Annotated in this window: 12 protein-coding genes; 10 read left to right on the top strand and 2 right to left on the bottom strand. The window is 35.3% G+C overall.

The window, feature by feature from the left end:
- The first annotated feature begins 104 nt into the window (after positions 1 to 104).
- From K5R64_RS00125 to K5R64_RS00145, 5 genes are all read left to right on the top strand, one after another.
- A complete protein-coding gene (locus K5R64_RS00125; RefSeq protein ID WP_220759597.1) occupies positions 105 to 833 on the top strand; it encodes a geranylgeranylglyceryl/heptaprenylglyceryl phosphate synthase in 729 nt (242 codons plus the stop codon).
- Between the two features lie 8 nt (positions 834 to 841).
- Positions 842 to 1471 carry a nicotinamide riboside transporter PnuC gene (pnuC, locus tag K5R64_RS00130; protein WP_220759599.1) on the top strand — a complete coding sequence of 210 codons (630 nt, stop codon included), beginning with the start codon at positions 842 to 844 and terminating at the stop codon, positions 1469 to 1471.
- Positions 1472 to 1551: 80 nt separating this feature from the next.
- Positions 1552 to 3153 carry a DUF4301 family protein gene (locus K5R64_RS00135; RefSeq protein ID WP_220759601.1) on the top strand — a complete coding sequence of 534 codons (1602 nt, stop codon included), beginning with the start codon at positions 1552 to 1554 and terminating at the stop codon, positions 3151 to 3153.
- On the top strand, positions 3153 to 3554 hold the full coding sequence (gene arfB / locus K5R64_RS00140) for an alternative ribosome rescue aminoacyl-tRNA hydrolase ArfB (RefSeq protein WP_220759603.1): 402 nt from the start codon (positions 3153 to 3155) through the stop codon (positions 3552 to 3554). Before K5R64_RS00135 ends, arfB begins: the two co-directional genes overlap by 1 nt.
- Before the next feature lie 268 nt (positions 3555 to 3822).
- Positions 3823 to 6039 (top strand): TonB-dependent receptor, encoded by a 2217-nt coding sequence (locus K5R64_RS00145; RefSeq protein ID WP_220759605.1) that lies wholly within the window; start codon positions 3823 to 3825, stop codon positions 6037 to 6039.
- Positions 6040 to 6101: 62 nt separating this feature from the next.
- On the opposite strand, the gene K5R64_RS00150 is transcribed toward K5R64_RS00145, so the two are convergent.
- Positions 6102 to 6515, bottom strand: a complete 414-nt coding sequence (locus K5R64_RS00150) for a hypothetical protein (protein WP_220759607.1) — start codon at positions 6513 to 6515, stop codon at positions 6102 to 6104.
- Positions 6516 to 6678: 163 nt separating this feature from the next.
- On the opposite strand from K5R64_RS00150, the gene greA reads away from it, so the two are divergent.
- The 3 genes from greA to K5R64_RS00165 are packed head-to-tail and all read left to right on the top strand — an operon-like array spanning position 6679 to position 8780.
- On the top strand, positions 6679 to 7155 hold the full coding sequence (gene greA, locus K5R64_RS00155) for a transcription elongation factor GreA (protein WP_220759609.1): 477 nt from the start codon (positions 6679 to 6681) through the stop codon (positions 7153 to 7155).
- Between the two features lie 52 nt (positions 7156 to 7207).
- Positions 7208 to 7597: an HIT family protein gene (locus tag K5R64_RS00160; protein WP_220759611.1), complete on the top strand. Its 390-nt coding sequence runs from the start codon at positions 7208 to 7210 to the stop codon at positions 7595 to 7597.
- A 10-nt stretch (positions 7598 to 7607) separates the two neighbouring features.
- Positions 7608 to 8780, top strand: a complete 1173-nt coding sequence (locus tag K5R64_RS00165; protein ID WP_220759613.1) for a transglutaminase domain-containing protein — start codon at positions 7608 to 7610, stop codon at positions 8778 to 8780.
- On the opposite strand, the gene K5R64_RS00170 is transcribed toward K5R64_RS00165, so the two are convergent.
- A complete protein-coding gene (locus tag K5R64_RS00170) occupies positions 8777 to 9925 on the bottom strand; it encodes a PAS domain-containing sensor histidine kinase (RefSeq protein ID WP_220759615.1) in 1149 nt (382 codons plus the stop codon). The two genes, K5R64_RS00165 and K5R64_RS00170, sit on opposite strands and share 4 nt — an antisense overlap.
- A gap of 206 nt (positions 9926 to 10131) precedes the next feature.
- Here K5R64_RS00170 and K5R64_RS00175 point away from each other — a divergent pair, with 206 nt between their 5' ends.
- Together K5R64_RS00175 and K5R64_RS00180 are read left to right on the top strand one after the other, a co-directional pair.
- Positions 10132 to 10962 carry a helix-turn-helix transcriptional regulator gene (locus tag K5R64_RS00175; RefSeq protein ID WP_220759617.1) on the top strand — a complete coding sequence of 277 codons (831 nt, stop codon included), beginning with the start codon at positions 10132 to 10134 and terminating at the stop codon, positions 10960 to 10962.
- A gap of 245 nt (positions 10963 to 11207) precedes the next feature.
- The gene (locus tag K5R64_RS00180) at positions 11208 to 13694 is read left to right on the top strand and encodes an outer membrane beta-barrel protein (protein ID WP_220759620.1); all 2487 of its coding nucleotides are present in this window, start codon (positions 11208 to 11210) and stop codon (positions 13692 to 13694) included.
- Positions 13695 to 13879 lie beyond the last annotated feature (185 nt).

Genomic DNA, 13879 nt, shown 5'->3' on the forward strand with positions numbered 1-13879 from the left:
GCTATTTTATGACTTATATCATGTTCAGAAAAAAATGTTTTGGTTATCATCTAAGGTAGTGTGGATTTCACTTTTGGAAAAAAAACATATACTTTTACAGCCTGATGCACACGAAAACTACTTTATATCAAGAGATTCTCTCTTCTAAGGCTGCTAAAAAAAAGTTATTGGCCATTTTGTTAGACCCTGATAAAATCGTTAGGGGGGGGCTAGAAATCTTGGCTGAAAAAATCAATCAATCACCCGCTACACATCTTTTTGTGGGAGGAAGCACCATGGAATCTGTCCAGATGGATGACCTCATATTGTTTTTACAGGAAAAGATTGATTTGCCTATTCTTTTATTCCCAGGGAATCCTTCACAAATATCGGATAAAGCAGACGGAATTTTATTCTTGTCTTTGCTCTCTGGAAGAAATCCCGATTTTTTGATAGCACACCAAGTAAAGGCAGCTCCCATTTTAAAACAAACCCAACTCGAAATCATTTCAACTGGTTATATTTTAGTCGAAAGTGGTGCTGTTACTGCTGTGGAGAGAGTGAGTCAAACCAAACCTTTGCCTAGAGACCAATTTGAAGAAGTTCTAGCCACGGCGTTAGCAGGTGAAATGCTAGGGAGTAAACTTATTTACTTAGAAGCGGGTAGTGGTGCAAAACAAACAGTTCCTATTGAAATGGTGCGATTGGTGGCGGGGAATATTCAGCTTCCTTTAATTGTGGGTGGTGGTATTGTTTCTTATTCGCAAATCGAGGCAATGTATGCTGCTGGAGCTGATTTGGTTGTCATAGGAACAGCTTTTGAGAATGATATTCATTTTTTTGAAAAAAAATAAATTACACTATGTTAGACTTTTTTTTAAATGCTTATCAACAAACACCTTGGAGGCAAATTGTCTTGGAGTTTATTGCTTTTGTATGTGGGATTTGGAGTGTTGTATTGGCCAAAAAAGAGAATGTTCTTCTTTATCCAATGGGGTTAATTGCGACAGTTATTACAATGTATCTTCTATTTTTGGCAGGCTATTTAGGGGACATGCTCATCAATGCTTATTTTAGTATCATGAGTATTTATGGCTGGTACAAATGGACCGTTAAAGGTGAAAATAACGAATCCTTGTCGATTAGCAGAACCAATTTCAAAGAAAAGCAAATAGGTTTTCTGTTGTTTGTACTGACGGTTTTTTTGGTGTATGGAATTTACCATTTTTTTGGATATACCATTTTATGGGATAATTACGTTGATATTTTTACAGCAGGACTTTTTTTTACAGCGATGTGGTTTATGGCTCATAAAAAAATTGAAAATTGGACATTGTGGGTAGTAGGGGATGCTATAGCGACACCTCTTTATGGATACCGTGGGTTGGGGATGTTGTCCCTGCAGTATTTGATTTTTGCAATTTTAGCCATAAGTGCCTATCGAGAATGGTTTGCAATTTTACAAACTAAAAATAACACAGAAATCGCTTAAGTTTTTTGTTAAAAATGTTAAATTTGGCTCGGCTATAATGATAACTTTGTGGGAGCAATAAGGTTATAAACGATACTAAGATGATAAATACCTTAAAAAATCAAGAGTTGGGAAAAAAGGAAGAAGAAATGGGGTTTTCAATTGTAGATAATGAGCAGATAACAGCTCATGGTATTGCCATTGATAGTATCAAAAAACAATTGTATTTTTTGGAAAATGGAGTGGCCAAAACCCAATTGGTGGCGCCTGCGACTCTTGGTGATGGGATTCTCAACTTGACCGAAAATGATTTTTACAATTGTGCTTTGTATTTTGATGCCAATAAAAGTCCGTTAAAGCTATTGAAGTTTGTTCCTGCTTCAGGAGCCGCTACGAGAATGTTTAAGTTTTTAAATACATTCCTGAAAGAATTTGACATTGAAAAAGATACCATCAATGCGTATATTAACCGAAATAAAGCCAATGATTTAGCGATTTTTATTGTGGGGATGGACAAGTTTCCTTTTTTTGATGAGGTGTATGCCAAATTGAAAGAGGTGTATCCGGATTTTGATTCTTTGACCCGTGATTATAAAAATTATTATTTCATAAAAATGCTCCTTTCACCTGATTATTTTGATTATGCTAATAAACCGAAAGGAATTTTGCCGTTTCATGTTTATTTAAATAATATAGCAACACCTATAGAAGAGCATTTGTATGAATGTGGATATTATTCGAGTGCGAATGGGGTTTCAAACCTACATTTTACAGTATCTGAAGGACATTTAGCTCAATTTGAATCAATAATTGCTAAAGTCAAGCATTTGGTTGAAAAAGAAACCAAAACAGCGGTAACAGTAGGTTATTCGTTTCAGAAGAAAAGTACCGATTCTATTGCATTGGATACAATGGGAAATCCTTATCGAAATCCAGATGGTTCCCTTGTTTTTAGGCCTGGTGGTCACGGTGCTTTGATAGAAAATCTCAATCAATTTGACGCTGATATTATTTTTATTAAAAATATTGACAACGTCATTTTGCACAACAATGAAAACGTAGCCTTGTATAAAAAAGCATTGGCTGGAGTAGTTTTAGAAGTACAACAAAAAGTTTTTGAATATTTAAATCAAATAGAAAACGGCACGCTACTGGAAACTCAAATTTCTGAGGTGGTTCTTTTTGTAAAACAAAAATTGAATAAAAAAATGGAGGAGGAGTTTTCTTCATTTTCAGTAGAAAATAAAATTAAAGCCCTTAAAAAAGTGTTGAATCGCCCCATACGAGTATGCGGAATGGTAAAAAATGAAGGAGAGCCTGGTGGAGGCCCTTTTTGGGTTCAAAACGAAAATAAGGAGGTGTCTTTGCAAATTGTAGAATCCAATCAAGTTGATTTAGACAACCCAGAACAAGCCAAAATTTTAAAAGAATCGACTCATTTTAATCCAGTGGATTTGGTGTGTGGAATTAAAAATTTCAAAGGTGAAAAATTTGATTTGACTCAATATGTGGACCATAATAGCGGTTTTGTTGTCGAAAAAAATATTTCAGGTACCACCATTAAAGCGTACGAACTTCCTGGTTTGTGGAATGGTGCCATGGCTGAATGGCTGACTATTTTTGTACAAGTGCCATTGATTACGTTTAATCCAGTAAAAACGGTTAACGATTTGTTGAAACCAGCGCATCAAAGAGAAAAATAGTGATTGTCTCAAAAATACTTTCGGAGTTAACTTTTAAAGCCGTTAGAAGCAGTGGTGCAGGAGGGCAGAATGTCAATAAAGTGGCATCTAAGGTAGTTTTGTCTTTTGATTTGAATCAATCTGAGGCGCTTTCAACTGAGGAAAAAAGTTTTTTAGAAAGCAAACTTGCTTCAAGATTGACATCTGAAAATATATTGATTCTTCAATGCGACGAAGACCGTTCGCAATTAAAAAACAAACAAATTGTAATCAAACGTTTTTTGCAAATCATCGAACAAGGATTGAAGATTCCAAAGAGTAGAAAACCAACCAAAATTCCAAAATCAGCCATTAAGAAACGGATAAAGGATAAGAAAAACACTTCTGAAATCAAGAAAAACAGAAGAAAGCCTAGTTTTTAGTGAAGTTTTTTATTGAAATTTGATTTTTGCTACTGCGATTGATTTTTGTATTTTTTAACACTACCTTTGCGCTGTCTCAAAGGGGTGCTTAAATCTGAATGGATTTCAATTGCTGAAACACGTTCAAAATAAAGCTGAGATTATACCCAACGAACCTGGACAAGTAATGTTGTCAAGGGAAAACGATACTAAAAAACATTTAGTATTTTAATCAATTTTCAATAACAAAAGAATAATTCCCCCTTTTATTCGTATTATTTATTTACGGATGAACACTATTTTTGTTTCAAAATCGCAATCCCAAAATGTTGGGTTCAAAGCAACAAGGTCCTTTAGGATAACTGCTATTTTAGCTATTCCTTTTTCATTATTTTCTTTTCATGCTTTGGCACAAGTAAAAGATACTACCAAAGTCAATCAACTGGATGAAGTATTGATAGCGGCCGTTCGGGCTACTTCAAAAACGCCGGTAAGTTTTAGTAATTTGGATAAAAAAGACATTGCTCCACGTAATTTAGGGCAAGATATCCCAGCTTTGATGAATTTTATGCCTTCAGTAGTGTCCACTTCTTATGCCGGAAATGGTATAGGTTATTCTGGAATCAGAGTGCGTGGTAGCGATGCCACCCGTGTCAATGTGACTATAAATGGTATTTCTTATAACGATTCCGAGAGTCAAGGTACTTTTTGGGTGAACTTACCTGATTTTGCTTCCTCCGTACAAAGTTTGCAATTACAACGTGGCGTAGGGACTTCGACTAACGGAGCAGGAGCTTTTGGAGCCAGTTTGAATTTGTTAACAGATAATTATGCGAATCAAAGCAATGGTGAAATTTCCAATTCATACGGAAGTTTTAACACACATAAACATACTGTAAAATTCAGCACTGGTTTAATGAATGACCATTTTGAATTAGCAGGACGTTTATCAACGTTAAAATCGGATGGCTATGTGGATAGAGCTTCTTCTGACTTGAAATCGTATTTTTTACAAGGAACTTATATGGGCGGCACAACCTTAATCAAAGCCTTAGTGTTTGGCGGATTCGAACGTACTTATCAGTCATGGAATGGAGTTGATGCAACCACATTAGCTTCCCAAAGAACCTATAACTCTGTTGGGGAAAAATACAGTGACTCAGGAGATTTTGAAGGCTTTTACGAAAACCAAGTGGACAATTACAATCAAGACCATGCCCAATTGCACTGGAACGAAAAAATCTCAGCACATTGGAGCACTAATTTAGCTTTTCATTATACAAAAGGGAAAGGATATTATGAAGAATTTGTAGATGATTGGCTTTTTACTAATTTGTTTGGAAGTGATGAGTCACAATATAGTTTTTTAGGATTAAATCCTATCACAGTTGATGGGAACACCATTACATCAACAGACTATACAAGAAGAAAATGGTTGAGTAATGATTTTTACGGAACAACTTTTTCTGCCAATTATAAAAAAGACAAATTGGATTTGGTATTAGGTGGCGGTTATAATAAATACGATGGGAAACATTTTGACCAAATTCTTTGGGCGCAATATCCATCCAACAGCCAGTCGGGTGATATCTATGATTCCAGCGATGCGGTGAAAAAAGACGGAAATATTTTTGCAAAAGCAAATTACCAACTAACAACGCAATTGAGTTTGTTTGGGGATTTGCAATTGAGAAAGGTACATTATACAACCAATAGTGTGGAAACAGGAAATGTCAATGACAGTTTTAATTTCTTTAATCCAAAAGCTGGTTTGACGTATGCGATTAATCCGCAAAATAACTTGTATTTTTCGTATGCTAGAGCCAATCGCGAACCTAACCGAAGCGATTACAAAAATGGAAGTCCAAGACCTGAAAAATTAAATGATTTTGAATTGGGCTGGAGATTAGCCAACAAACAACTCAAGTTAAATGCAAATGTTTATTATATGGCTTATAAAGACCAGTTGATTCTAACAGGTGAATTAGACAACGTAGGCGATCCTATCCGGAAAAACAGTGGGGATAGTTACCGTTTAGGATTGGAATTAGATGCAACAATCGCGGTGATGGACAATTTATTTATTAGCCCAAATGTTACTTTGAGTACCAATAAAAACAAAAATTATATTGAGGACAACGGAACAGAATTGGTCAACTTAGGAGATACCAATATTGCCTATTCACCAAATTTGATATTTGGAAATAACATTACTTTTTTGCCTGTGAAAAAAATGCAGGTGGCGTTGCTTTCAAAAGGCGTGGGGGAACAAAATTTGTCTAACAACGATACCTCCAAACTAAAATCCTATTTTGTAAACGATTTGAATCTTTCTTATGAATTAACTCCCAAGTCGGTTTTCAAATCTATTGTTATCTCAGGATTGGTTAACAATTTATTCGATGTAGATTACATCTCTGATGGAGCAGATTATGGAGGAGGTTATGTGGTTTATTTTCCACAAGCAGGAATTAATTTTTTAGCAGGTGTTACCTTGAAGTTTTAAGAAGAACAAGCCTATTGTCAAAAAGCCTGAATGAATTTCAAATTCGTTCAGGCTTTTTATTTTTAATTATACACTCTTATAATGCTACCATTTACTTCAACGCGGTATTGTTTCAAAGGGTATTTTAAAGTACTCAGTCCTGTGAATAAGCTGTATTCTTCTTTGTCGCACGGGCATACGGCATTGATGCCATTAAGAGTCATTGTAGCGCATGCACTTATGGGTTGGTTAGGGCATGCAGCATCAAACGCATTATAGCCACTCCCGGTGTTAAAAACAAAAATTCCTTTGGCACCCACACCAGAATAATAGATGGCATTGCTCGCAAATTTCAAGTTGTTGTAAGCGGCTAAATCGGTATTGATGGATACCGTAAACGAATAATTAGGAATGTACGGATTGTTATTGTTAATGTCGTTTGAGCTACAACACGTTAGCATGAAAACTAAAAGGACAAGACTTAGGGTTTTTTTCATTTTTTAAATAAATAGAAACTATTAGGGTAACAAATTTAATTTATTTAACTTTGAATCTTCTAGGATTAACATATAATTTTAGACTAAGAAAAATAATAGTATCTTTGTGGAAAGAAATCCCGTCCTGATGGGATTTTTTCTATTTATATAAACGACATAATTTATGAGTGCAATATCTTATTATACAGCAGAAGGATTAAAAAAATTAAAAGAAGAGTTAGATTATTTAAAGGCTGTAATGCGTCCAAAAGCGTCACAGGACATTGCTGATGCCCGTGATAAAGGAGATTTATCTGAAAACGCAGAATACGATGCCGCCAAAGAAGCACAAGGGATGTTAGAAATGCGTATTGCAAAGCTAGAGGAAACGTATGCGAATGCTAGATTGATAGACGAATCTAACTTAGACCTTTCTAAAGTGTTGGTTTTATCTAAAGTGAAAATTAAAAATCAAGCCAACGGCATGGAAATGAACTATACACTAGTGGCTGAAAGTGAAGCTGATTTGAAATCAGGGAAAATATCAGTAACCTCTCCTATTGGGAAAGGGTTACTAGGAAAATCTGTAGGCGAAATTGCCGAAATTACAGTGCCTAACGGAACCTTAAAATTTGAAATTTTAGAAATTTCCAGAGCCTAAAAAGATTAATCTGTTAGCTGTTTGACCAATTAACCAATTAAATAATATTGTGATGTCGAGTATTTTTTCAAAAATTATAAAAGGGGAAATTCCCTGTTATAAGATAGCAGAGGAAGAAAACTATTTGGCTTTTTTGGACGTAAACCCCAATACCAAAGGACATACACTTTGCATTCCAAAACAAGAAGTAGATAAACTTTTTGATTTAGACGAAGAGCAGTACATGGGTTTGATGCGTTTTGCTCGAAAAGTAGCTTTGGCAATAGAAAAAACAGTTCCGTGCAACCGCGTAGGAGTTTCGGTAATTGGTCTCGAAGTGCCGCATGCACACGTACACCTTATCCCTATTCATAGTATGGAGGATATGCAATTCCTTTCCAAAACACCCATGACAAAAGAAGATTTTGAATCTTTGGCCCAAGCCATTCAAGAAAATTTTTAATTTTTTAAAAGTGAAGCACTTATTTGGGTTACTGCTTTTTGTAGCATGGGGATGTTTGGGACAAACTATTCCACAACAGGAATGGGTTGACAAAAGAATGGCAACCATTCCAGCTGATTTTACTACGACGACGGCTTATATCGCTAATTACATACAAGCAAATTTTAAAACGGACGAGGATAAACTTCGGGCCGTTTTTTATTGGACAACAACGAATATCCACTACGATGTCAAAAACATGATGGCACCCAATACAGTTGCTACAAGTCAAGAGCGAATTAACAAAACCTTAAAGTCTCATAAAGGGGTGTGTATTGATTATGCCGAGGTCTTTCATGCTATTGCTACTGATTTGGGCTTAAAGAACTACATCATTGAAGGTTTTACCAAGCAAGGAGGTAAGGTGAGTGCTATTGCGCATGCGTGGTGTGCCGTTCAGCTAAATGGGAAATGGTATTTGGTAGATCCTACTTGGGGAGCTGGTGGGGTACAAAACGGCATTTTTGTCAAAAAACTTAACAATCAATTTTATAAAGTTGCACCTGAAAAAATGGTTGCTTCTCATCTACCTTTTGATTATCTATGGCAATTTTTACAAAATCCGATTACGTTTGAAACTTTTGTATCGGGCAAAATCCAGCAACCGCCTTTGAAACGAGATTTTGATTTTAATAAAGAAATCCTTCGCTACAATACGTTGTCGGAAACAGACAAATCCATCGAAACGATTGCCAGAATTGAAGAAAATAAATTCAGCAGTTCGCCTGTTATTGCATCCTATTTGTCTGTTCTCAAAAAAAATGCTGCTTTGCAGAGGCAAAATACCGCTGTAGAAAAAATGAATGCAGTGGTAGCCAACTATAATCAAGCCATTGTTTTTTTGAATGATTTTATTTTTTACCGCAATAAAAAATTTAAACCCGCTGTACCAGATGAACAATTAGAGCGCATGGTGAAAGAAGCTAATGAAAGATTGGTACAATGCCAAAATGAGGTTTATACAGTAGGTGCTGTAGGACCAGAAAACAGCGCAAATTTGTCAAATTTAAAATCACAAATTAATCTGGCGTTGAAAAACAGTGAAGAGCAACTTCAATTTGTGCAAGAGTATTTAAAGAAATCCAAATTAGGTCGGAAGATGATGTTTTCTCAGCTCACGTTGATGGGAGTTCCTTTGCGTTAGGCTTTTAACTCAAAGCTGATTTGGATAGTCGTTCCCATACCAATTTCTGACTTTAAAACTTTTATTTTTCCTTTGTGGTATTCTTCCACAATTCTTTTGGTGAGTGATAAGCCGAGTCCCCATCCTCTTTTTTTGGTAGTAAAACCAGGTTCAAAAATGGTTTTGAATTGTTTTTTAGGAATTCCACTTCCCATATCGGATACGTTTATTTTTACGAAACCTTTGTCTTCTTCGATGCTTAGAATTAATTTCCCTTTGCCTTTCATGGCATCAATGGCATTTTTAACTAAATTTTCAATAGACCACCCATGCAAAGTAGGGTTGATGGGAATGAAAATTTCTTTATCAGGAGCTTCAAAACGAAATTCGATTTGTTTGGAAAAACGCGATTGCAAATACGTATAGGCCTGAAAAGTTTCGTCAATAATGTTTTTATTTTCTAACGTGGGTACAGAACCAATTTTTGAAAAACGCTCGGTAATGGTTTGAAGTCGATGAATGTCTTTTTCGATTTCAGAGGTAATGCTTTCGTCCACTTCATCTGCTTTGAGAATTTCCACCCAACCTATTAGAGAAGATAATGGTGTCCCTATTTGGTGTGCGGTTTCTTTAGCCATACCTGCCCATAGTTTATTTTGGGTAGCGACTTTAGTGCTTTTGTAAAAATTATAGACCAATAAGCCAAATAAAAAGATGATAAGCAATAGAGCGATAGGATAGTACTTTAATTTCTTTAACAAAGCAGAATCGCCATAATATAATTTTTGAAATTGTCCTGGTACGTATTCGATGACGATAGGTTCGTTCTGGCTTTTAAGTTGTTTTAGGATATTAAGAGTTGCGGGACTGTTTAAACCTAAATCTTCATCGATATTGACCGTATTAATGATTTTGTTGTCTTCAGTTAAAATAATGGGGATGGAGGAATTGTTACTCAAAATTTCGAGTGGTAAATTGACATCTGTATTTTCGTCAGCGTTGATTAATGTTTTTTGAGCATTCGCCCAAAGGTTCATTTTGAGTCGCTCCTCATTTTTAAAAATTTGAAAAAAAGTATAGGTGTTCCAAAGAATTAGAGAGACAATCAAAAAAGAGACAAATAAGATAATCCACCGAATGGTATTTCTTCTTTCAGAAAACTGCATACTTGAAATTTAAAACGATAAATATAGTAAAAATAACCCGTGGCGACTAGGAGTTAAATAATCTATTTTGTATCATTGATGTTAAACCTTTTAGGCATTCGTTTGTCCTAAGACCTGCTAGATGTTATTTTTACATTATTTCTTTACTAAGATTACGTTACAAAAAAAGTTGCATTTAACATTCTAGCCTATCTCAAAAAAAAGGAATGAAAAAATCAATCGCTGTATATACTAAAATTCCCAACGTAACCGACATCAAAATTGAACCGTTTGATGTCAATAAAAGATATACTAAGCCACACCGCCATGATAAATACATTGAATTAGTTTATTTCAAAGCCGGTTCTGGCTGTCATTATATGGATACTACGGCTTACGAAATTCAACCGCCTATTGTATTTGTAATCAATAAAAATGAGGTGCATCACTGGGAAATTACCACAGTGCCGGAAGGATTTGTTATCATTGTGAAAGAAGCTTTTTTAGAAAAAACGATTGACAAACACATCAATCAACAGTTGTATCGATTGAGTAAAGAACCCGTAATCCCCATTCAGTCGGATGAGAGTATCGATAAGTTATTTGAAGTGTTGTGTGTAGAAATGAAACAGGCTTCGGTACAAAAAGAAGTCATCGAAGGCAGTCTGAAAGCGTTGTTTGCTAAAATAATAGGCTATTCTAATCGGGCAGAACGTCCTGTCTCTAATGATAAATCAATTCATTTCGAAACCTTGTTAAAACAAGAACTTCGAAACGAAGTCGCCTTTTACGCTGATTTGCTTCATCTTACCACGCAACAGTTAAATACACTTTGCAAAAAGAATTTTTCCAAAACAGCTTCACAAGTAATCGCTAATTATATTATTCAAGAAGCCAAAAGACAATTGCTATACACAGATAGAACCATCTCAGAAATCGCGTATAGTCTTGATTTTAAAGATGTTTCTCATTTTGTAAAATATTTTAAACGGCACACAGGAAGTACACCATTAAATTTCAAGCAAATGGAGTTGAACCTAAGCGACAAAATGTTTTAACAAATCATTTTTTTTATTTGGGCAGCTATTCCGCCCTCCGTTCCCGCTTTTATTGTTTCGCTCTGCTACACAACAAAGAGCTCCACTCAGGTCGGGCTGCGACAAAAGGCATGAAAATGATTTAGGATTTAGATCCACCAACGCAAATTTTAAAACAACAGCATATATACCTTGATTTTTTTAAAATGTACCATATAGGAAGTTTTTATAAATGTATTTTTGCTTTTCAAAAAAAAAATAAAAAAATGAAATTAAATCAATGGGTATTAATGGTTGCTTTCTTAGTAACCGGAACAGTATTCGGTCAGGTGACTGGAAAAGTAGTTGATGGTGATTTTCCATTAGAATATGCAACAGCAACTTTATTTTCAACCAATAACAATGCATTAATTGCTGGAGTGGTAACGGATGCCACAGGAACTTTCAAAATTGGCAATGTTAAAAACGGAAATTACTATTTAGAAGTTTCCTTTATTGGATTCGAAAAAAAGACTATTAAAGGAATTTTTGTAAAAAACAGAAACACCCCAATAAATCTTGGAACAATTGCGTTGGTTTCAGGAGAAAATCAGTTGGATAACGTAGTCGTTAAATCTGAAAAAAGTACCGTTGTTACTAAAATTGACAGACAAGTATATGATGCCAAGTCTTTTCAAAATAGTAAAGGAGGAACTGCTACTGATGTGTTGAAAAATTTACCGTCGGTTACCATTGATGGTCAAGGCGAAATCAGTGTAAGGGGGACAACTGGTTTTATGGTTTTATTAAATGGAAAGCCTACACAAGGAAGTATTTCAACCATTTTGGGGCAATTGCCAGCTAATGCTGTGGAACGTGTGGAAGTTGTTACTGCACCATCGGCTAAATACGATCCAGACGGAAAAGCAGGAATCTTGAATATTATTACCAAAAAAGGAGCGACTAACGGTGCCTACGCACAACTGAATATCAAAGCTGGTGCGCCTTCAATCGAGGATTACGATAATGCGGAAGCCGTGCACCGTTACGGTATTGACGGTACGTATAATGTCAAAAAAGATAAATGGGACATTTCACTTGGAGGTAGTTATGCCCGTAATGACATTACGGGTCGTAGAGAAGGTGATGTTTTTACAAACAATCTAACGGAGAATTATAAGACTCAATTCCCATCAGACGGAGAACGTAGTACGGATGAATTGAATTATAGTGGTCGTTTTACAGTGGATTATACGCCTGATTCCGCTAATAATTTTTCGGTAGGTTTTTATGCAGGAAAGCGTAAAAATGAAAGAACGGCTGATATTTATTATAACAACAAAAGAACTTCATTAACCGATGGGAGTACGTTAAAAACTTTTGACTATTACAATGAAAACTTAAGAGTCCGTGACGGAGATTTTGCTTTAGGAAGTTTTGATTATGCACATACTTTCAAAAATAAATCAAAATTAACAACTTCTGTGTTGTATGAATACAGTTTGTTAGGAGGGCCTACAACCAATTTGAATTTAGGGTATTCTGACCCCTCTATTGTGTACCAAGATGAATACAATACCAATGATAATCCATTGTACGGAACGAGAGCGCAATTGGATTACGAATTCAAGCCTTTCTCTTTTGGTAAACTAGAAGCAGGTTACCAGTTCAGAAAGTTAAAGCACAACGGAAATTTCATTTATGAAAGACGCAATCTCAATACTGGCAATTTTGAAATTGTACCAGAGTTTACCAGTGTCGTTAATTTAGATCGCTTATTGCATTCAGGATATTTGCAGTTAAATGGAAGCAAACCCAAATGGGAGTATGCTGCAGGTTTGCGTTTAGAGTCTATGAATCGTGATTTTTACTTAAAAGGTTTTGATCAACCTGCTGAGAATTTGGCTTATGATTACGTAAAATTATTCCCGTCAGCTTCGGCACAATATACGATGGACAATAATGTAAAAGTGAAAGCAGGCTATAGCAAAAGAGTAGATAGAGCGCCAACTTATAAAATGAATCCTTTTAAAGAAAGAGAGCATTCTGAAACTTTTGAGCAGGGAGATAAAAATTTACTGCCTGAGTTTACAGATTTAATCGAGTTAGGAATCACCAAGAATTTTAAAAACGGAAATTCCGTTTTTGCAACTGCTTATTACAGAGATACACAAAATTTGATTAACCGCGTTAATACACTTTCTTATACCACAGCTGGAGTATTAAATGATACCATTTTAGATAGAATTTATACAAATGTGGGTCGTGGAAAAGCCTTAGGTTTAGAAGTAGGAACTCAGTTCAAACCTACAGACAAATGGACGAATTTTATCGGGGCTAATGTTTATAATTTTAATATTGATGGTAGCTTTGACGGCAAGCGAATCGATTCTAATGCGTTGCAGTATTCGATAAATGCGAATAGTACGTATACTTTTTCAAACACGGCTTCGTTACAATTTACATTGAATTATTTGTCTGAAAAAATCACGGCACAAGGAGAAGACTCCCGTTTTTATTCGCCAAATCTTACTTTTAGAAAAACCTTCTTAAACAATCAATTAGTGGCAACGCTGCAATGGCAAAATATAGATATGGGATTGTTGCGTACCAATGAACAACGCATTACGACCTATAATCCGGGTGAATTTTATACCACTACAAATTATGTGTACGAGGTGGACATGGTGATACTTAATCTGTCTTATACTTTTACACAATCAAAAAATAAAGCCAAATTCATTGATAGTGAATTCGGGAAAAAAGAATTCTAGAGATAGTTTTTACAATAGGTTGAGCTAAAATAAAACCATTAAGAAGTAGTTAGGTAGTTAAGCCATAGAACTTAATGAAGCTAAATTTCTTAATGGTTTTTTGTTTTCCGTTTTTTCGATTCTTTTGAATTGAGGTTGGTGTAATGTTTTGAAAATGAAACTATTTGTGGAATGTTGATAATTTT

It is taken from the genome of Flavobacterium sp. UMI-01 (assembly GCF_019656315.1).
GTDB lineage: Bacteria > Bacteroidota > Bacteroidia > Flavobacteriales > Flavobacteriaceae > Flavobacterium.

Bases quoted from the DNA above. Each gene is read 5' to 3' on its own strand.
- greA (WP_220759609.1), top strand. From the start codon at position 6,679: ATGAGTGCAATATCTTATTATACAGCAGAAGGATTAAAAAAATTAAAA.
- K5R64_RS00125 (WP_220759597.1), top strand. From the start codon at position 105: ATGCACACGAAAACTACTTTATATCAAGAGATTCTCTCTTCTAAGGCT.
- K5R64_RS00170 (WP_220759615.1), bottom strand. From the start codon at position 9,925: ATGCAGTTTTCTGAAAGAAGAAATACCATTCGGTGGATTATCTTATTT.
- K5R64_RS00150 (WP_220759607.1), bottom strand. From the start codon at position 6,515: ATGAAAAAAACCCTAAGTCTTGTCCTTTTAGTTTTCATGCTAACGTGT.
- K5R64_RS00175 (WP_220759617.1), top strand. From the start codon at position 10,132: ATGAAAAAATCAATCGCTGTATATACTAAAATTCCCAACGTAACCGAC.
- K5R64_RS00145 (WP_220759605.1), top strand. From the start codon at position 3,823: ATGAACACTATTTTTGTTTCAAAATCGCAATCCCAAAATGTTGGGTTC.
- pnuC (WP_220759599.1), top strand. From the start codon at position 842: ATGTTAGACTTTTTTTTAAATGCTTATCAACAAACACCTTGGAGGCAA.
- K5R64_RS00135 (WP_220759601.1), top strand. From the start codon at position 1,552: ATGATAAATACCTTAAAAAATCAAGAGTTGGGAAAAAAGGAAGAAGAA.
- K5R64_RS00180 (WP_220759620.1), top strand. From the start codon at position 11,208: ATGAAATTAAATCAATGGGTATTAATGGTTGCTTTCTTAGTAACCGGA.
- K5R64_RS00160 (WP_220759611.1), top strand. From the start codon at position 7,208: ATGTCGAGTATTTTTTCAAAAATTATAAAAGGGGAAATTCCCTGTTAT.